This is a genomic window from Pectobacterium parvum, assembly GCF_020971565.1.
Classification (GTDB): Bacteria; Pseudomonadota; Gammaproteobacteria; order Enterobacterales; family Enterobacteriaceae; genus Pectobacterium; species Pectobacterium polare.
On the sequence record NZ_CP087392.1, the window covers coordinates 2,288,662 to 2,308,409 of the forward strand.

Here is a 19,748-nt window from a genome sequence, read left to right on the forward strand (position 1 = left end):
TCTGATGGTATTTAAGCGTAATCGACAGATCCATATCCCATTCTAAAGATTATCGACTAAATTGATAGAACACGACGTAATGGGAGAAAACGATGACTGAGAAAAATACGGGCACCAAACATCAGGATGAAAATGACCATCCAGCAAAAGATGCGCCGAAAGATCAGGGCGAGATTCCGCGCAAACGTGATGACAGCAAGGATGATGTCGATGATCCGTTTGATGCGAATAAGGATTAATAGGTTGGCGACAGGCTTCTGTCGCCAATATATAGCGAAAAATTAGTGCGCTTTAGGCGCGACGGTAACCGATGCATCGGGGGTGAAATAATCACTATCATCCACAATCGGAATATAAATCCTGATCCATTCAGTTCCTTCAACCATCTCCCAGCTATGTCCTTCTCCCTGCGTATCGGCGGCAATCAAGACGGTGCCAGGAGAAAGCAGAAAAGTGGAACCATCGCTAACCCGAAATTTCAACGTGCCTTTCAGCGTGATGACATATTGTTTACGCGGAGCTGTGTGAACGTTCATCTCCCACGCTTCCGTGGAATTACTGAGCCAAAATTTTTGTGCAGTGATTTTTTCCAGCGCAGGCACGCTGCCTGTGACGAAGGCCGAGTGATTATCTGGTGTATTGATGAGTTTGATGGCCGGTATCCGGGTTTTCTCTGTCTGAGTCGAAGAGGTCGTTGCGGAATAAGCTGTAACGGAAAACCATAATCCGGCAAGCGCCAGAAGAAAACGCGATGTCTTTTTCATTTAAATAAAGTCCATATTATCTATGCCCGATAAGCAGGCAACCCTATATATGTCAGCCGTCTCTGTGTACGCCTTACAACGTCGGGGATGGTACTGCTGGGGGAGATCCTTCACCAGATGGTTAAAGCAATCGCACTGATTGGTATCTCGCTTGATTTGTTTATATTTTATTCGCTCCAGTTCCGCAGTAGGATGAAATCGGTGAAGCGTAAATCAGTAAATGAAGGGAAGAGAGATGCAGATTTCAGCCAGTCGTCTGATGGCGATGATACAAAGCGTATTGCAAAAAGCAGGATGTGAAGAAAACGAAGCTCGTACTGTTACTGAACACCTCGTGGCCGCTAACCTTAAAGGGCATGACAGCCACGGTGTGGGGATGTTGCCACACTATGTGGCGTTCATCGAGAAAGGCATCATGCACCCGAATACGCCCGCGCGCTTAGTGCGTGACTGCGGTGCGGTGCTGCAATTTACTGGCGATCGCGGTTTTGGTCAGCGTACGGGCAAAGAAGCGATGCAGGCGGCTATTGATCGGGTGAAAACGACGGGCGTGTGTTTAATGACGCTGTCGTCTACCTGCCATTTGGGACGCATCGGCACCTAGGGGGAAATGGCGGCTGACGCCGGGCTCGTATCGATACACTTCGTCAACGTTAACGATCTCGACCCTATTGTGGCTCCTTGGTGTGGCAGTGAAGCCCGTTTCGGAACGAACCCTATCTGCATTGCGTTCCCGCCAACGGAGCATAACGCAGCCTTTGTGCTGGATTTCGCCACCAGCGTGGTTGCGCTGGGGAAAACCCGCGTCGCGTATCTGGCGGGCAAAACGTTTGATGAAGAGGTCATGTTGGATTGCCACGGCGTTTCCACTAACGATCCGAAAGTCATGTGGGAAGGTGAAAAGCACGGTGCCTTGAAACCCATTGCGAAACATAAAGGCGGCGGGTTGATTTTAGCGGCTGAAATGCTGGCTGGGCTGTTGTCTGGCGGCGGAACGATTCAACCGGAAAATGCGCGTCAGGGGGCGATAGTGAATAACATGACGACGATTGTTATCGATCCCGCCAGTATGGTTTCTATGGCGTGGTTGCAGAAAGAATATGATGCGATGCTGGATTACGTTCGCACGTCAACGGCTCCCGATCCGACACAGCCTATTTTAATCGCTGGTGAACCAGAACGTATTTCGCAGGCGCAACGTAGCGCTGACGGTATTTATTTGTCCGATCAGGAGTGGCAGAAAATCGTGGAGGCGGGAGTTTCTTTGGGGATGAATCCGGCCGAGTTCACGTTAATAGCATAGTATTATTCAGGAGAAGACAATAATCGGGAGACGAAACGGATGCGGGGATGGGTAATCGTTGTGGCGATATTAGGAGCCTTAGTGGCTCTGGCACCCTGGATCCAGCGTCAACTCCCGCCTGGTTACGATCCTTTCTCTCCACTGTCCGTTGATGATCCACCCACGTTTATTACTCGGCTGAAAATGAAGTCTGTCGCCAACGATCCTGAGGCCTGTCTGGCAATATTAAAGCAGGCGCAGGAAAACGGGCGACTGCGATTCTCCGAGGCCAATGATATCAGTGGGCAATGTCCGGTCGTGTCACCCGTGCGGGTACAAGGCTTTGGCTCGGTCACGCTCAGTTCCAGTTTTCTTGCCAGTTGCCCACTGGCGCTGAGTAGCACCATGTTTGTGGCACAGGTCGCAGTGCCGCAGGCGCAATCTCTTGGCACGTCGCTGACGCGTATCGACCATATGGGTAGCTACGCCTGTCGGAATATCTACCATCGACCGGAAGGACGATTGAGCGAGCATGCGACGGCAGACGCGTGGGATATTGCCTCTTTTCGTCTCTCTGACGGTCGGCAGATTAGCGTCCTGAATCAGTGGTCGGCAACGGACGATCGCGGCAGCTATTTGCGTACCACGTTCAGGGAAAGCTGTCGCTTTTTCGGTAACGCGCTAGGGCCGGAATATAACGCCGCACACGCTAATCACTTTCACTTTGGCATGCGCGGTTTTGGCGTGTGTCGATGAAAATACTCAGGCGGGAAAACTAAAAGTCAGCGTATTCCTGAGCGGGGATCCAGAAGCCGTCAATATACTCTTCGATGGGGAAGCAGCCGGCGCGGCGCAGGCGCTGTTCATCCATCGCTTGCAGGCACTGTGCTTCGGTGTTGTAGGCACCGACGACCAAATCGTCACAGCCATGCCCGAGATAACAAACAAATATCACTAACGCAAACATGTCGTTCTCCAGACATTACCGATTTTCTCTATCTGTCAGGATAATTGTAGATGAAAATCAGTGAGGAAAGGGAGAACGGGCGGTTCATCAGGTGGTTTTATCGCCACCTGATGCAGAAACCGCATTTATTCTTTAGAAAGAGGCTGGGCAGCGGATGCGCCATCTCGCACTAAATCGCGTGGCAGGCTGTTTTTTATCCGGCTGCTGATACGTTTTGCCAGACCGACAGGCGTGTTTTGGTAGGTTAAAATCAGCTCATCCGCAGTAGGAAGCGGTTCTGGGTAGCTGTCTTTACCCTGAAACCACTCGCAGGCGATGCGATCGGTTAGCGCGTAGGCATTCTTCGCGTTCGGATCGGCCAGAGCGACAATGGCTTCATGCTGCCAGCGGAAACCTTTGGGGAAACGCTCAGCGAGCTTAAGGCCAATACGTGAGAATCTGATATTGCCAAAAGCGGAGGTCAGCGCCGCAGGGAAGAGCCAGATCTCGCTATCACGCTGCCACAGCTGAAGTAACGTCTCATCCCAGTGGATGCCCTGTTTGCCTGCCGCCTGTGTAAGTAACGCACTGTCTTTGGGCGGGATCGGAGAGAACGGGAATTTACCCACTTTATAGCCAGGCCGCGGTAGCGGTGGCACGCTGGCGGTTTTCCGCAAACGGGCAACAAAGAAGCCTTCGCTGTCATAAATCTGTGGGAAGACGTGCAGGAAGCCTTCTTCGGTTATGGCGCGTTCGGCGTCAGCGAAGAGATCGTGTAACGATTCAAATTCGCACGCATCAGGAAACTGTGCCTGCAACCAACGGCAGACCTGTTGGTTTTCCTGTCTATTCAGCGTACAGGTGGAATAAATCATCACGCCGCCGGGCTTCAGAGCATGGAACGCGCTCAGAATCAGGTCGCGCTGTGTGGCGGCAATATCGGTAATGCTCTCTTGCGACCAGTGGCTCATCGCCGCGGGATCCTTACGCACCACGCCTTCACCCGAGCACGGGGCATCCAGCAGAATCGCATCAAAATATTCCGGCAGCGCTGCACCGAAAACCCGCCCGTCAAAGTGTGTAATCGCGGTATTGCTGACGCCGCAGCGGCTGATGTTGGCATGCAACACTTTTACCCGGCTGGCTGAATACTCGTTGGCGACGATAGCCCCTTCATTATTCAGTCTCGCGGCAATCTGAGTCGTCTTGGAGCCCGGCGCAGCCGCGACATCCAAAACTGTTTCCAGCGCATCGTTACGATGGAACAGGGCGCTGACGGGCAGCATGGAGCTGGCTTCCTGAATATAAAACAGCCCGCTCAGGTGCTCCAGCGTATTGCCTAGCCGCGTGTTTTCTTCTTCCGCATTCAGCAGCCAGAAACCTTCCTGACACCAGGGAATCGGCTCAAGCTGCCAGCCATAAGGCTGCACAAGCTGAAGAAAGGCATCGACGCTGATTTTTAACGTATTCACGCGGATGCTCCGGCGCAGCGGACGCTGGCAGGCGGCAATAAAATCCTCCATCGAAAGGGATGAAGGCATGATGTCCCGCATAGTGTCGAGAAATTCAGCAGGTAGGTTGGCTGGGGTAAATTTTGCCACGGCGAGGTTCCGTACAGGTTATTCTGTAAAACGAGGGGAAGAAGCGGCGAAGTGTAGCACGGATCCTTCATACATTATGTGAAAACGGCGAGACGGCACGTGAAAACGACAGGGCGACCATCGCCGCCCCGTCAGGTGTAAGCATTAATTATTCGGTGTCGGAATCGCCGTACCCCATTGGCGCCACTCTTTGGGCTCTTCGTTCCTCAGCAGGAAATGCTTTCCTTCCTGTGCTTTGGGGGCGAGAGGCGTGCTGGGTGGCGTGGCAAACGCGATACCGCCGCGAATGAACTGCTGGAAGGTTCCGCTCTTGATGACGCCGCCAACCAATCCGAATTCCAGGTTGTAACCCGAAGCCTGCCAGAAGACGGAATTGTCGCGTACCAGATGCTGATAGCGTTTGCTGATGCGCAGCGACACCGCGATACGATCGGAAAGCGTGCCCAGCGACAGCCCGGTTACCGTACCGACTTCAATGCCGCGGAACAGCACTGGCGTACCAACCTGCAATGCGCCCGCTTCCGGCGCATCAACGCTGATATTCAAGCCGTCCTGATAGCGAGAATCGGAGATAGTTGCCTGTTGCAACTCAAAATTGCGTGTTACGCTGCCGTTACCCGGTTCGACGTTGATATAAGGTTGGAATAACGTCTCCAGATGATTCACACCGGCGGCGGAAATTTCTGGCGTGACGACGGAAAAACGCGTCCCAGAACGGGCGAAATTACGCACGTATTCAGGGTAGAGAACAGCCTGCACCAGCACTTCATTACGCTGTTCGGATAGCTTCAGCGAATCCAACTGGCCGATATCGATTCCCAGATAGCGGATCGGCATGCCCGGCGCGAGTTTGCTGGCATCGTAGGTGCGCAGAATGATGCGACTCCCCACGGCGCGCGCCGCCGTTTCGTTGTTATACAGGACGCGTTTGCCGCCTTTAATTTCCGGGGCGCCCTCCAGATTGTCAAAACTGATCGCCCCTTTAAGCGCTCTGTTCAGCGGGGATGCCTGCACGGTCAGGCCCGACGTATTCAACTGCACACGGGCTCCGCCTTCTGCCCAGAACACGCTGTTTTCCGTCAGCAGCTTGCGGTGTTCGGGACGAATATAAACGTCAACCTCAAAGGTATCCGCCTTCGGCCGCACCCGCATGATTTCGCCCACCTGGAACTTACGGTACAGCACGATAGAGCCATCCTGAATATCCGGCAGGCTGTCGGTCACTAAGGTGAGTGTCGGGGAAGGCGTGGCACCGCGAATGCCTTCTTCGGCTTTTTCGAGATCGCTGAACAGCGGGTAACGTGTCTGAACCTCACCTTTGCTGCCCGGTAAAACCTGAATACCACCGCTGACCCATTCTTGCGCGCTGGCACCCAACACTTGAATCCCATCCAGCCCCATCTTCACATTCACACGGCTGTTCACGATGAATTTGCTGTCACGGTGTAATAACTGGCGATATCGCGGCTCGATCACCAAAAGGAAGCTGACACCTTGTTCGTCCAACGTGCGCTTCACTACCTGACCGACCTGCACGCCGTGCAGCAGCACGGGTTGACCGCTATCAATGCCATAGCTTTGTGCGGCCGTGAGCTGAATAGAAAGCGCGCCGGGTTGGGTGAGCTGCTGTTGCCCGCTATCCAGTACGTCAAAATGCTGTCGCGGTTCGCCTTCGCCGGGGATGAGCGTCAGCGTTGGGCCGCTCAGCAGACGTGAAACATTCAGGTCACTGAGCGAAAGCTGGGGCTTGCTGAGTTCGATACGCGTGCCTTCCCGCATCAGCGAAATAACGGAAGGATCGATGATGAGCTCTCCGCTGACCTTGCCGTTGTCTGGGTTCAACGTGATTTTATTTAGCGTGCCGACTTCCAATCCCTGATACATCAGCGGGGTGCGCCCTTCGGATAGGCTGTCGCCGGAAGGTAAATCCAGCGTGATTTTTACACCGCGCTGGCTTTGCGCCAGATCGGGATAGAGACGGTAGGATTGCTCGGCACCCGCATTCTCGCTCTCTTCCGGTGAATCGAACGCGATCGCGCCGTTAACCAGCGCCGCCAGATTCTCCATCTCAATTTTTGCGCCGCTGACGCTAATGTCCGCATTAAAGCCAGACACATTCCAGAAGCGGCTATTTTTCTTCACCAGATGGGTAAAGCGGCGTTCAACCAGCACGTCAATCATCACACCGTGGCTATCTTGGGAAACGGTGTAATCGTAGACTTTCCCCACCGGGATTTTACGGTAGTAAACCAGCGAGCCGGTATTCAGTGAACCGAGATCGTCGGCATGGAGATGAATCAGCAGTTCTCCGGTATTCAGGCGGTATTTGGGCTGCGTATCCAGTGCGGAAAAGTGCTCTTGCGGCTCGCCAGAGCCGGGCATCATGCCGATGTAGTTACCGCCCACCAGCGCATCCAGCCCTGACACCCCAGCGAGAGACGCTTTCGGGGTAACCAACCAGAACTGCGTGCCGCTGCGCAACGCTTCCTTCATGTCGCTTTTGATACTGGCTTCGACCTGTATGGTGCGCAGGTCTTCACTCAGCTTGATATTTTGTACGGTGCCGACTTCGACCCCCTGATAGCGCACGGGGGTACGCCCGGCGACAATACCGTCAGCGGAGACAAAATCGATAGTGACCGTTGTGCCGCGCTCCTGCTGATTGGTGTAAATCAGCCAGCCGGCAATCATCAACGCAATCAGCGGCAACAGCCAAAACGGCGACAGGCGACGCTTGTTCTTCACGGTAGCTTCAGTTGGTGTCCCAGGCGTATTATCTTGCATTGTTATTCCACATCAGTCGGCTATCCAGCCATTCAACGGCAAGGATAGTGAGAATCACTGCTGCGCCAAAGTAAAAGGCAGCTGGCCCCATGGTGAAAGCGAGTAATTGATCGCGATTGACGAGCGACATCGTCAGAGCAATCACAAATAAATCGAGCATGGACCAGCGACCGATCCAACGGATAACGCGCAGCATCTTCATGCGCATCATTATGTTGCCTTCTGAGCAGAGATGGATACTCACCAGCAGCCCGAACAGCACAATAACCTTAGTAAACGGCACCAGAATACTGGCGATAAAGACCACCAGCGCAATCGGAACATTGCCTGATGCAAGCGAAAGAATGCCGGAGAAAATCGTGTCCTCCGTCCGCGCGCCGTTGACATAAATCATCGATATGGGCAACAGGTTGGCGGGGAACAGTAAAATTATAGAAGCAATGAGCGCTGCCCAGGATTTTTGCAGGCTTTGCCGCTGACGCAAGCGAAGCGGAATGTGGCAACGGGGGCAGCGTCCTCGGTTGTCGGGCGAACTGGTGAAATGGCAGGAAAGGCAGATTCGATAGCGATCCGGCGAAATCAACGGCCTCATGCGCGGATAAAATCGCTGCCAAAGCTGGTCAGTATTTAAATGGATCAGCGTCAACAGGCTTAAGATCATCAGCGCCAGAAAGGCGACCAGCCCGATACCTGCCTGAACATCCGCGAATTCACGGACTTTGATTGCGGCGACGGCCATGCCGACCAGATAGATATCCAGCATCATCCACTCTTTTAGCCGTTGCAACATGAGCAAAATGGGGCGCAGGTTCATCCCAATTCGGGGAGCAAAAAACAGGTACAGCAGAGAAAAAACCAGCGTGAGCGGGGCACCAACGGTACAGAAGGCAACCATGCTTGCCGTGAGTGGATGTCCTTGACGGGTGATTTGCCAAATGCCTTCGAACAGGCTGGCATTGATGGTCACACCCAACAGGCGAATACTGATCAACGGTTCGGTGAAGGCAAACGGCATCAGGACCAGCATGGCGACGGCCATCGCCGCCAACCGGGAAATGCTCCAGTCTCTGCCTGAACTGACTTTGGCATCGCAGCGTGGACAATTCGCCGTCTGGGTACGCTTCAACTGCGGCAGTGCAAAAAAGGCATCGCATTCCGAGCAGCGATGATAGCGATCGATTGCGGACGCGGCGTTTTTCGCACCACCCGCTAGCGGCGGTCGGGGAGAGGAAAACGGCGCAGGACTGACTATATTATGTATTTTCATCTTTCCTGCGATCCGGTAAAAGGTGTTAAGTCCACGATGGATAACGTATTCACAGCTATTCAGTGTAACTGAAGGTCCACTGAATGATAAATTCATAATTAAGGTTCTGATCTCTGCCCGATATTATTTTGCCAACGGAAATAGCACGATATGCATGACAACGGTACAGTAAAGCGGATGATTCTTCGCGCGAAGGCGCGAATCTTATGGCATTCTGTAACCGATGCTAATGTAGTCTGTGTGGAAACTGTTCGCACTGTTTTGAAAAGACAACAATATACTTTATGAATAAACAAGCATGAATAAACAAGCATGAATAAACAAGAATTTTATCAGGATCTCATTCGCGATATGTCATCGCTTATCGCGGATGAAAACCGTTTTATTACGATTTTATCAAACAGTAGTGCGCTGCTGTTTGAGCGTTTGGATGGGGTTAATTGGGCAGGGTTTTACCTGTTGGATAACGACACGCTTTTCTTGGGACCATTTCAGGGCAAGGTTGCCTGTATGCGTATTCCGGTTGGCAAAGGCGTATGCGGTGCGGCGATAACTGAAAGTCGCATTCAACGCGTGGATGATGTCCATGCGTTCCCCGGTCATATTGCCTGTGATGTCGCGAGTAATGCTGAAATTGTGCTACCGCTTGTCGTTAAGGGGCAACTGATTGGCGTTCTGGATATTGACAGTACCCTTTATCAGCGTTTTGACGCGGATGATGAAGAGGGGCTGAAGGCCGTAGTTAGCGTGCTTTGTGCTCAACTGGACGCGAGCGATATGATGACATTCATCAATTCTCTCACGTTGAAGCAAGGTTAACGTGGCAATTGCCGATAGCGTCATTATAATGACGCCTGTTCATGCCTGCGCCGGTTGGCAAACCCGTTGTAATCAGGAAATTTCATGGAAAATCAACCTAAGTTGAACAGTAGTAAAGAAGTCATTGCCTTTTTGGCAGAGCGGTTCCCGCTTTGTTTCACCACTGAAGGTGAAACTCGTCCGTTAAAGATCGGTATTTTTCAGGATCTTGTTGAGCGTGTATCGGAGTCCGATAACGTCAGTAAGACGCAATTACGCTCTGCGCTGCGTCTTTATACCTCAAGCTGGCGGTATCTGTACGGTGTAAAATTGGGTGCCCAACGTGTGGATCTGGATGGTAACCCATGCGGTGAGTTGGAACAGCAGCATGTCGATCATGCTCGTAAGCAGTTGGAAGAAGCGAAAGCGCGAGTTCAGGCTCAGCGTGCTGAGCAACAGGCGAAGAAACGTGAAGCAGCCGGAGAATCGGCAGAAGCAGCGCGTACGCCTCGTCCCGCTCAGAAACGTGCGCCGCGCCGTGATGCTTCAAACAATGCATCTCGAAACAACGCACCGCGTAATCCACGTCAGCCTTCTTCCGGCCGATCGCAGCCTTCTTCTCAGCAATCCGAGAATGCTCAATCTCGTCAGGCAAAGCCTGCCAGTAATGAGCGTCAACGGGTAGCGGTTACGGATGTTTCCAAACTGCAAATCGGTCAGGAAATCAAAGTCAGAGCCGGCAAAGACGCCATGGACGCCACCGTGCTTGAAATTGCCAAAGGCGAAGTCAGAGTACAATTGGCTTCTGGATTGGCAATGATTGTACGCGCAGAACACTTGCAGTTCTGATACGGAGGCCAACCTGGGCATGAACAACTTAGTCAAAATAACCGCCATCGCAGGTTTACTGCTGGCGGGCTCTAGTTTTGCAAATGAAAACATTACGCGTGTTGAACAGATTCCTCAGCTACATCAGGAGCCTCAACATGCTACCGTTAGCGACAGGGTGGCCTCACGTTTCCTGCGTTCGCACTATCGCCAGTTTATGCTGGATGCGCAGTTCTCTGAGAAAATTTTTAACCGCTACCTCAATATGCTGGACTACAGCCACAACGTGCTGTTGGCCTCTGATGTGGCACAATTTTCCGGGCAAAAAGCCCAGTTGGGCGACGCGCTGAAATCCGGTCAACTGGATATTCCGTACGCGTTGTACAATCTGGCGCAGAAGCGTCGGTTTGAGCGTTTTCAATATGCATTGTCGCTGCTGGATAAACCGGTCGATCTGACGGGCAATGATACGTTTGAGCTCGATCGCAGCAAAGCCCCTTGGCCGCAGAACGCGGGTGAACTTAACCGCCTGTGGGATGCCAAGGTAAAATATGACTGGCTCAGCCTGAAGCTGACCGGTAAAGATGATAAAGACATCAAAGAGACGCTGACCAAGCGTTACCAGTTTGCCATTCGCCGTCTGGCGCAGAGCAACAGCGAAGATGTTTTCCAACTCGCCATGAACGCCTTTGCGCGTGAAATCGACCCGCATACCAGCTACCTGTCACCGCGTAATACCGAGCAATTCAATACCGAAATGAGCCTGTCTCTCGAAGGGATTGGCGCGGTGCTGCAGATGGATGACGACTACACCATGATTAATTCCATGGTGCCAGGCGGTCCGGCAGCGAAAAGCAAAAACATTACCGTCGGTGACCGCGTAGTTGGCGTAGGCCAAAGCGGCAAGCCAATGGTGGATGTTATCGGCTGGCGTCTGGATGATGTCGTTGCGCTGATTAAAGGCCCGAAAGGCAGCAAGGTCCGTCTGGAAATCCTGCCTGCTGGCAAAGGGACGAAAACCCGCATTGTTACGCTGACGCGTGAGCGTATTCGCCTTGAAGACCGCGCGGTTAAAATGTCCGTCAAGACGGTCGGCAAGGATAAAGTCGGCGTCCTGGACATCCCCGGTTTCTATGTCGGCCTGACGGATGACGTGAAGGTTCAGCTCCAGAAGCTGGAAAAACAGAACGTCAGCAGCATTGTGATTGACTTACGTACTAACGGCGGCGGTGCGCTGACGGAAGCGGTAGGGCTTTCCGGTCTGTTTATCCCAGGCGGCCCTGTGGTTCAGGTACGCGATAATAATGGTAAAGTGCGCGAAGACAGCGACACCGACGGCATTGTGTATTACAAAGGCCCGCTGGTGGTGCTGGTAGACCGCTTCAGTGCTTCCGCTTCCGAGATCTTCGCGGCGGCGATGCAGGATTATGGCCGCGCCTTGATCGTGGGTGAACCGACGTTTGGTAAAGGCACCGTGCAGCAGTATCGCTCGCTGAATCGGATTTACGATCAGATGCTGCGTCCTGACTGGCCAGCGCTGGGCTCCGTGCAATACACGATTCAGAAGTTCTATCGTATTGACGGTGGCAGTACTCAGATGAAAGGCGTGACGCCTGACGTGATGATGCCAACCGGTACGGAAACGGTCGATACCGGTGAGAAATTTGAAGACAACGCGTTACCGTGGGACAGCATCAAAGCGGCTAACTACACGAAGAGCAACGATCTGAAGGCACTGATTAGCAAACTGAATGAACATCATCAGGAGCGTATCGCCAAAGATCCTGAGTTCCAGTATGTCGCGCAAGATATTGCCCGCTACAACGCGCTGAAGGATAAGCGTAACATCGTGTCGCTCAATCTTGCCCAGCGCGAGAAAGAGAATGACGATGATGAAGCGATGCGTCTGAAGCGGATTAACGATCGACTGACGAGAGAAGGTAAAAAACCGCTCAAATCACTGGAAGATCTGCCGAAGGACTATCAGGCACCCGATCCTTATCTGGATGAAACGGTGAAAATCGCTAACGATTTGGCACAGGAAGAGAAAGAGTAAAGAGTCATACGCTAAAATCGTTCTGAGCATCTGAGATCATCAAGCGCCTTGTGGGTTTATCCGACAGGGCGCTTTTTTTTGAACCTAATCGTTGTTTTTGGATATGTTCGTTGTTGAACGCTACAGAATGACAGCACTGCACCGTCAATGACGGACTAACGAATCTTGGTTGGCGAACAGCCAAAACGAGTTTTAAACCGTTCGGAAAAACGTGCTGAGGATTTATACCCGCAGGCTTCGGCCAGACGCTGCATACTCCATGACGTTGTCTGTACCAGCATCATCGCGTGTTGCATTCGCGTCTCCAGCAAGAGCACTTCAAAACGCGTCTGCTCGGCGGATAGCCTCCGGCGCAGCGTGGCCTCGCTCATCGCCAGCAGGCGACCCGCAGACTGTGCGGTCCAGTGGTGTTCCGGCTCTTCGCTGATAAGTGCACGTAACTGAGCGGTAACGCTGGGCTGTGGCGGTGCGCCAAAACGATATCCCCGTTCTGACAGCGCCAGCAGCATATCCATCAGCCGCAGTTCGAGACGTGATTCATTAAGTGTGTTGCCCGTGATCCCTTCAACCAGATACTGCAATGTGCAGGAGAGATCGTTATCCAGCGCGAGAGTAGTGAAGGGGCGGGGATGATGCGTAGCGGGGAATTCATCAGGATAGCGATGATAAAACCGCGCCAGAAGCGCGGATGAAAACGTCAGAAAGATCGACCGGAAAGCGGAGTCATGGCCGCCGAGCGTTTTCGCCAGATCGGCATTTGCGTCAGGTGTAATCAGGCAAAGCTGAGACGGCGTGTCGACAACCGTCGTTTCGTTCTGTTCAAAAATGGTTAATCTGCCAGAGAGAACCAGCAGAAGCGTGGCCTCATAGAAATGGAAACGCGTTGTCTGCTGTGGCGTACGCAAGTGAGGCTGAGCTAGCGCACACAGGCCATACCGCTGTAGCGGCTGGCCTGATGGCAATCGCCAGTCCGCCTCTGCAATGAGAGACGGAGAAGCAGGGCGTAAAGCGGTCACGCTCATAGCCAGTCATTCTTATAACAAATCATGATAATGCTGGATTCAGCGTATACAGCCCGGTGAGTGTCGCTTCTGCCAATACCGGTGCGTTAGCCAGCGCAGCGCGTACATTCGCTCCGTTAAGTTCACCTTCTATCGTTAAAGCAGGCGTCGCGAGAGCGTAGAGAGTGAAGATGTAATGATGGACGATTGCATCGTTCCACGGTGGGCAAGGACCATCATAGCCATAGTAGGTACCTTTCATCTGTTCGTCCGTGGCGAACCAGCCTGTGTAATCATTGATGCCGTGTCGGAGCCCTGCCAGTGCATCCGGGCCTGCTTTCCCACGCGGTGTGATGCCTCTGGAATGTGAGGCGGCAGGAATTTCATTAATGCTGGCTGGAATGTCCAGCAATAGCCAATGGTAGAAATCGACACGCGGCAGAGAGGCACTAACTTCGCGACCTTCCTGATTCACATCGTCACCACGGCTGGGTACATCTGGATCGTGGCAGATCAATACGAAAGACTGTGTCCCTTCGGGCGCGCCGTGCTAGGCAAGATGGGGATTGTGGTTAGAAGACTGCGCAATGTGGCTAGTGGCGTCCGGCACGGCAAACGCAAATTCGCCCAGAATAGTTTCGCCGTCCTGAAAACTGTGGCTGGAGAGTTGCAGCATGGTGGTGCTCCTTATCGTGATTCCGGTGGGTGTGGAATCATTATAGAAGAAGCTGCGCGTAATTATTTTCCTAATGCCGTCAGGATAATGATTTTAGCGGTCAATTTGAGTGGTTTTGATGTTATGACTTGCCGGGTGATGTAAAAACGGCTTCCCATAAGAGAAGCCGCTGTGACTTAGTCGGATGTGTATCGGTGTAGCGCGTGTGATTAACGACCGGCTTTTAGCTGCTGGAAGTAGGTTTCATACAGCGTGCTGGCGCTGCCAACGTCATTCTGCCATTCGCCTTTCGCGATGGTTTCATCATCCGGGTACAGCGTTTTGTCCCCTGAAACTTCTGGCGGCAGTAATTTTTTCGCCGCCAGATTTGGCGTTGGATAACCGATAGTTTCCGCGACCTGTGCCGCGACTTCTGGGCGCAGCAGGAAGTCGATCAGCTTCATCGCACCGTCAACGTTTTTGGCATTGGCCGGAATCGCCAGACTGTCCATCCAGAAGATGCCGCCTTCTTTGGGCCAAATGACATCCAGCGGAGTACCTGCCTGACGCGCCACGTAGGCAGAACCATTCCACACCATACCCAGATTGACTTCACCTTCAATGAACGGGTTGCCGGGGTTGTCTGAGTTGAATGTCAGCACGTTCGGCATCAGAGCCTGCAGTTCTTTATAGGCCGCCTCAATCTCTTTAGGGTCGGTGGTATTCGCGGAGTAACCCAGTTTACGCAGAGCGATTTGGAACACCTCACGCGCGTCGTCTGTCAGCAGCAGGCTGTTTTTGTACTTTGTATCCCACAGGTCGGCCCAACGGGTAACGCTGGCAGGGTCAATCATTTCATGATTAATGCCAATCGCCGTTGCGCCCCAGATATAGGGAATGGAGTAGTCGTTATTTGGGTCGAAGGATTTGTGCAGCAGATTTGGGTCGAGATTATGGAAGTTGCTGAGCTTGCTAGTATCAATCTTTTGCAGCATGCCTTCTTTGCTCATCTTAGAGATGAAATAAGTTGAAGGCACAACCAGATCGTAAGCACCGTCCTTATAGGTCTTCAGCTTGGCATACATACTTTCGTTGGATTCATAGGTGGAGTAAATCACCTTGATGCCCGTTTCTTTAGTGAACTGTTCTAACAGGCCCGGCGGCACGTATTCGGTCCAGTTATAGAAATAGAGCGTTTTGCCATCATCGGCGTTGGCGGTGCTGATGCCAAACGCCATCGCGCAGGCTGCCAGTAGGTGTGGCCACTTTTTCATTATGTTTACCTCCTTACAGGTCCCAAAGGAAATACCCACTGATATCAGCAGATATGAAAATAACAGTATTCATCGTGCTCGCCACTACCTTACTTTCCGGTGCGATCGCGTAAAATCAGCTGGCTACTGAGCACCATCACCAGCGACAGAATGAGTAAAATCGTTGCCAGCGCGTTGACTTCTGGGGATACGCCGACCTTTACCATCGAGTAAATCTTCAACGGCAGAATCTCATACGCGGGCCCGGTGACAAACGAGGATACCACTACGTCATCCATCGACAGCGTAAAGCTGAGCAGCCAACTGGCGGCTACTGCCGGCATAGCCAGCGGCAGAATGATTTTGCGCAGAATAATCACTTCGCTGGCCCCCAAATCGCGCGCGGCTTCCAACATCCGCACGTCAAAGCCTTTCAGGCGCGAATAGACCGTCACTACCACAAACGGCAGGCAGAACGTGATATGGTAAAACAGCAGCGACCAGAATCCGAGCGAGATGCCCAGCAGCATGAAGAGCACCAGCAGTGAGATCGCCATAACGATATCCGGTGACATCATCACCACGAACAGCATGCCGCCGACAAAAGGCTTGCCGCGAAAGCGGTAGCGATACAGCGCGACGGCCGTCAGTGAGCCAATCAGCGTGGCGAATGTTGCAGAAAAAACGGCCATCGTCAGTGAGTGCTGTGCGGCCTGAAGCAGGCTGTCGTTGTTTATCAGCAGCCGATACCAGTCCAGCGTAAACCCCTGCCAGTTGATGCCGAAACGCGCCTGATTAAACGAGTTCACAATCAGAATGATGATCGGGATATACAGGTAAGCGTAAATGATGGACATAAATCCACCGCGGATTAAGCATCCGGTCATTCCAGCTCTCCCTTTTTATTCAGCAGGCGGGCCGTGCGGTAATAGATAAATAGCAGTACGCCCATGACCAGCGTCAGGCAGATGCTGGTGGCGGCACCAAACGGCCAGTCGCGGATATTAAGGAACTGACTTTTAATGACGTTACCGATCAGCAAATTCTTGGCCCCGCCCATCAGATCGGCAACGAAGAACAAGCCCATGGCAGGCAGCAGCACCAGCAGGCAGCCAGCGATAATCCCCGGCATGGTCAGCGGGATGACGACGCGAATGAAGGTTTGCCATTTATTGGCACCCAGATCGCGGGCGGCTTCAAGGTAGGATTTATCTAGCTTCTCAATGCTGGAGTAGAGCGGTAGCACCATGAACGGCAGCAGGATATAAATCAGTCCGAGAATCACCGCTTCGGAGGTGTACATAATCCGGATCGGCGTATCGATAAGGCCCGTCCAGAGTAGAAATTCATTCAGATGGCCGCGTGTACTCAGAAAGATTTTCAGGCCGTAAATGCGGATCAGCGAGTTAGTCCAAAACGGCACAATCAGCAGAAACAGCATCAGGGGCTGAGTTTTTTTCGGTAAGCGCGCCAGAATAAAGGCGAACGGGTAACCCAGCAGCAGACAGCAGAGCGTGGCGATAGCAGCCATGTTCAGCGAATGCAGCAGCACAGAGGCATAAAGCGGATCGGCTAGTCGCGTATAGTTTTCCAGCGTAAAGACCAGGCTGACGAAATGAGTGTCATCGCGCGTCAGGAAACTGGTTCCGATGATCATCAGGTTGGGCAGGAAAACAAACAGCACCAGCCAGGCAACGATGAGTGTGATAATGATGTTTTGAAAGCGTTTACGCGACTTCTTCATCGTGCAGGACTACCTCCCAACTTTCCACCCAGGTGACATCTACTTTCTGGTTGAGTGAATGGTCGAAGTCGGGATCGTCTTCGTTAAAGAACTCGCTGACCATGACCATCTTGCCGTTTTCCAGCTCAATGTTGGATTCCAGCGTCATGCCTTTATAGTTGCGCTCACGGACGTAGCCCACCATGCCTTCCGCCTGCATGCCGTCGCCCAGTTCTTCGACGCGTAAATCTTCCGGTCGCAGCAGCACGTTGAGGTGTTGCCCGACGTTGACGGGAAAGCTGACGGTGATAACGCATTCGTGGCCTTCGACCTGAGCACGCACCCGCTGTTCGTCTAACTGCTCCAGCACCACGGCATCAAAGATGTTGATTTCACCGATAAAACTGGCGACGAACAGGTTTTTTGGCTCTTCGTAGATTTCACGCGGCGTGCCGTCTTGCTCGATGCGTCCATCTCGCATCACGACGATGCGGTCAGACATGGTCAGTGCTTCTTCCTGATCGTGCGTGACGAAAATAAAGGTGATACCTAGCTTGCGTTGTAGCGCCTTCAGTTCGTTCTGCATCTGCTTGCGCAGTTTATAATCAAGCGCGGACAGGGATTCATCCAGCAACAGAACCTTCGGCTGATTGACGACGGCGCGGGCGATGGCGACACGTTGCTGTTGGCCACCGGATAACTGATGTGGGCGACGCTGCGCCAGCTCTTCTAACTGCACCATTTTCAGTGCTTCAATCACACGTGGCGCAATCTCTGCGGCAGGTGTTTTCTGCATGCGCAGGCCGAATGCCACGTTCTCAAACACGCTGAGATGAGGAAACAGGGCGTAGCTTTGAAATACGGTATTAACGTGTCGCTGCTCGGCGGGCTGGTGGGTGATGTCCTGCTTTTCCAGCATGACGTTGCCGCTATCGACCGTTTCCAGACCGGCAATCAGGCGCAGTACGGTGGTTTTGCCGCAGCCGGATGGCCCGAGGATCGTCAGAAACTCACCGTTATTAATGGTGAGATTAAAATGCGAAATGATGTCTTTACCATCAAAGCCTTTATGGACGTTGAGCAATTCAACGACCGGCACAGTCAGGGAGTTTTCTTTCATTAAGGTATAGCTCTATGTCCTGATTTGGCCGACCAACGGTATGTCCGTTGCGATCGTACCAAGGGTTATCACCTTTCAGCTAGCGTGCGCAGTTAAGGGCGGCATTTTACGGGAAACGCTGCCTGACGCCAACTTGTGTGACCCACTTACTGCCAATTGGTGGCGATTCAGCCAATGAATGAGGGCGTATGTTTCCCGATTGTTACCTGATTTGGGCATTCTTCGTGACGTGTTCACCGCTTTTTGGCCTGAATTCTGGTCTGCCGGTTTGTTAAATCGGAAAAAAACTGACCTGACGCAATATTTACCGTGGGAGCCCTATCCATAATGCCTTTCAGGGTTCAGGGGGCATAAATAAGATGGATAGATTACTCGACAGATTTTTGAATTACGTTTCGTTCGATACACAGTCTAAATCCGGCGTTCGACAGGTGCCGAGCACCGACGGTCAGTTGAAACTGGCGCGTGCGTTGCAGCAGGAACTGCTCGAACTGGGATTTGAGCAAGTGGTGTTGAGCAAACAAGGTTGCCTGATGGCGACGCTTCCGGCAAACGTTGCCTGGCCCGTTCCGGCCATTGGCTTTATTTCACATATGGATACGTCACCGGATTTTAGCGGCAAGAATGTTAATCCGCAGATTCTGGAAAACTACCGCGGCGGTGATATTGCCTTGGGCGTGGGGGACGAAGTACTGTCACCCGTGATGTTCCCGGTGTTACATCAGCTACTGGGGCACACGCTGATTACCACAGACGGCAAAACGCTGCTGGGGGCGGATGATAAAGCGGGGATCGCGGAAATTATTACCGCGCTGGTGCGTTTGAAGAAAAGCCAGTTACCGCACGGCGATATTCGCATAGCCTTTACGCCTGATGAAGAAATTGGCAAGGGTGCTCAATTTTTTGATGTCAACGCGTTTAACGCACAGTGGGCTTATACCGTGGACGGCGGTGGTGTCGGCGAGCTGGAGTATGAGAATTTTAATGCCGCATCGGTTCAGGTGAAAATCGTGGGCAACAATGTACATCCCGGTAGCGCCAAAGGCGTGATGGTGAATGCGCTGACGTTGGCCTCTCGCTATCACCAGCATGTGCCGGAGAGTCAATCGCCGGAGCAGACGGACGGCTATCAGGGGTTCTATCATCTTCACACCATGAAAGGCTCTGTGGAACGCGCAGATTTGCATTACATCGTCCGGGATTTTGACCGCAACGGCTTTGAACAGCGTAAACAGACGATGCTGGATATTGCGGAAAAGGTCGGCGCAGGGCTGCACCCAGATTGCTATATTGAAGTCACGATTACCGATACCTATTACAACATGCGTGAGCAGGTTGAGCAGCATCCGCATATTATTGCGTTGGCGCAGCAGGCGATGCGGGATTGCGACATTGAGCCGAATATGAAGCCGATTCGCGGCGGCACCGACGGCGCACACCTGTCATTTCAAGGACTACCGTGCCCGAATCTGTTTACCGGCGGCTACAACTATCATGGCAAACATGAATTTGTCACGCTGGAAGGCATGGAAAAGGCGGTGTCTGTGATTATGCGCATTGCCGAACTGACGGCGCTGCGCGCGAAGCCGTAAGTGTTTCCATTTTGCAGAAATGAATAAGGCGGGAAAGTCCCGCCTTATCGTTGTACTAACCCGTATTCAAGATGGGTC

Annotated in this window: 16 protein-coding genes and 2 pseudogenes; 7 read left to right on the top strand and 11 right to left on the bottom strand. The window is 52.6% G+C overall.

The window, feature by feature from the left end:
- The first annotated feature begins 92 nt into the window (after positions 1-92).
- Positions 93-239 carry a hypothetical protein gene (locus LOZ86_RS10385; protein WP_165707433.1) on the top strand — a complete coding sequence of 49 codons (147 nt, stop codon included), beginning with the start codon at positions 93-95 and terminating at the stop codon, positions 237-239.
- Between the two features lie 42 nt (positions 240-281).
- Here the strand turns inward: LOZ86_RS10385 and LOZ86_RS10390 are convergent, their stop codons facing one another.
- On the bottom strand, positions 282-764 hold the full coding sequence (locus LOZ86_RS10390; protein ID WP_039480033.1) for a cupin domain-containing protein: 483 nt from the start codon (positions 762-764) through the stop codon (positions 282-284).
- A gap of 235 nt (positions 765-999) precedes the next feature.
- Here LOZ86_RS10390 and LOZ86_RS10395 point away from each other — a divergent pair.
- Positions 1,000-2,067 (top strand): annotated as a pseudogene (locus LOZ86_RS10395) (malate/lactate/ureidoglycolate dehydrogenase).
- 39 nt (positions 2,068-2,106) lie between these two features.
- The gene (locus LOZ86_RS10400; protein ID WP_039480037.1) at positions 2,107-2,802 is read left to right on the top strand and encodes an extensin-like domain-containing protein; all 696 of its coding nucleotides are present in this window, start codon (positions 2,107-2,109) and stop codon (positions 2,800-2,802) included.
- Between the two features lie 19 nt (positions 2,803-2,821).
- Here LOZ86_RS10400 and LOZ86_RS10405 read toward each other — a convergent pair whose 3' ends face one another.
- The 4 genes from LOZ86_RS10405 to yebS form a co-directional block, all read right to left on the bottom strand.
- Positions 2,822-3,013: a YdfD/YebW family protein gene (locus tag LOZ86_RS10405; protein ID WP_010302631.1), complete on the bottom strand. Its 192-nt coding sequence runs from the start codon at positions 3,011-3,013 to the stop codon at positions 2,822-2,824.
- A gap of 125 nt (positions 3,014-3,138) precedes the next feature.
- Complete coding sequence (rsmF, locus tag LOZ86_RS10410; protein ID WP_039480038.1) at positions 3,139-4,593, bottom strand: 16S rRNA (cytosine(1407)-C(5))-methyltransferase RsmF; 1,455 nt, start codon at positions 4,591-4,593, stop codon at positions 3,139-3,141.
- A gap of 144 nt (positions 4,594-4,737) precedes the next feature.
- The gene (locus LOZ86_RS10415; RefSeq protein ID WP_039480040.1) at positions 4,738-7,377 is read right to left on the bottom strand and encodes a PqiB family protein; all 2,640 of its coding nucleotides are present in this window, start codon (positions 7,375-7,377) and stop codon (positions 4,738-4,740) included.
- The gene (gene yebS, locus LOZ86_RS10420; RefSeq protein ID WP_230243137.1) at positions 7,367-8,644 is read right to left on the bottom strand and encodes a membrane integrity lipid transport subunit YebS; all 1,278 of its coding nucleotides are present in this window, start codon (positions 8,642-8,644) and stop codon (positions 7,367-7,369) included. The genes LOZ86_RS10415 and yebS overlap by 11 nt, the downstream gene beginning before the upstream one ends.
- Positions 8,645-8,956: 312 nt before the next feature.
- Between yebS and LOZ86_RS10425 the strand changes: the two genes are divergently transcribed.
- From LOZ86_RS10425 to prc, 3 genes are all read left to right on the top strand, one after another.
- Positions 8,957-9,463 (top strand): GAF domain-containing protein, encoded by a 507-nt coding sequence (locus LOZ86_RS10425; RefSeq protein WP_039480043.1) that lies wholly within the window; start codon positions 8,957-8,959, stop codon positions 9,461-9,463.
- Positions 9,464-9,547: 84 nt separating this feature from the next.
- Positions 9,548-10,291, top strand: coding sequence for an RNA chaperone ProQ (proQ, locus tag LOZ86_RS10430; RefSeq protein ID WP_039480045.1), 744 nt, complete (start codon positions 9,548-9,550; stop codon positions 10,289-10,291).
- Positions 10,292-10,310: 19 nt separating this feature from the next.
- The gene (gene prc / locus LOZ86_RS10435) at positions 10,311-12,326 is read left to right on the top strand and encodes a carboxy terminal-processing peptidase (protein ID WP_039480046.1); all 2,016 of its coding nucleotides are present in this window, start codon (positions 10,311-10,313) and stop codon (positions 12,324-12,326) included.
- Positions 12,327-12,481: 155 nt separating this feature from the next.
- Here prc and LOZ86_RS10440 read toward each other — a convergent pair whose 3' ends face one another.
- The 6 genes and pseudogenes from LOZ86_RS10440 to potA form a co-directional block, all read right to left on the bottom strand.
- Positions 12,482-13,348, bottom strand: coding sequence for an AraC family transcriptional regulator (locus tag LOZ86_RS10440; protein ID WP_039480048.1), 867 nt, complete (start codon positions 13,346-13,348; stop codon positions 12,482-12,484).
- 22 nt (positions 13,349-13,370) lie between these two features.
- Positions 13,371-14,003 (bottom strand): annotated as a pseudogene (locus tag LOZ86_RS10445) (YbhB/YbcL family Raf kinase inhibitor-like protein).
- Positions 14,004-14,212: 209 nt separating this feature from the next.
- Complete coding sequence (gene potD / locus LOZ86_RS10450) at positions 14,213-15,256, bottom strand: spermidine/putrescine ABC transporter substrate-binding protein PotD (RefSeq protein ID WP_039480050.1); 1,044 nt, start codon at positions 15,254-15,256, stop codon at positions 14,213-14,215.
- An 89-nt stretch (positions 15,257-15,345) separates the two neighbouring features.
- Complete coding sequence (gene potC, locus LOZ86_RS10455) at positions 15,346-16,122, bottom strand: spermidine/putrescine ABC transporter permease PotC (protein ID WP_230243138.1); 777 nt, start codon at positions 16,120-16,122, stop codon at positions 15,346-15,348.
- Positions 16,119-16,979 carry a spermidine/putrescine ABC transporter permease PotB gene (gene potB / locus LOZ86_RS10460; RefSeq protein WP_039480053.1) on the bottom strand — a complete coding sequence of 287 codons (861 nt, stop codon included), beginning with the start codon at positions 16,977-16,979 and terminating at the stop codon, positions 16,119-16,121. The genes potC and potB overlap by 4 nt, the downstream gene beginning before the upstream one ends.
- Positions 16,963-18,078, bottom strand: coding sequence for a spermidine/putrescine ABC transporter ATP-binding protein PotA (gene potA / locus LOZ86_RS10465; RefSeq protein ID WP_039480054.1), 1,116 nt, complete (start codon positions 18,076-18,078; stop codon positions 16,963-16,965). The genes potB and potA overlap by 17 nt, the downstream gene beginning before the upstream one ends.
- A gap of 359 nt (positions 18,079-18,437) precedes the next feature.
- Here potA and pepT point away from each other — a divergent pair, with 359 nt between their 5' ends.
- Complete coding sequence (pepT, locus tag LOZ86_RS10470; protein WP_039480056.1) at positions 18,438-19,670, top strand: peptidase T; 1,233 nt, start codon at positions 18,438-18,440, stop codon at positions 19,668-19,670.
- The last annotated feature ends 78 nt before the right edge of the window (positions 19,671-19,748 follow it).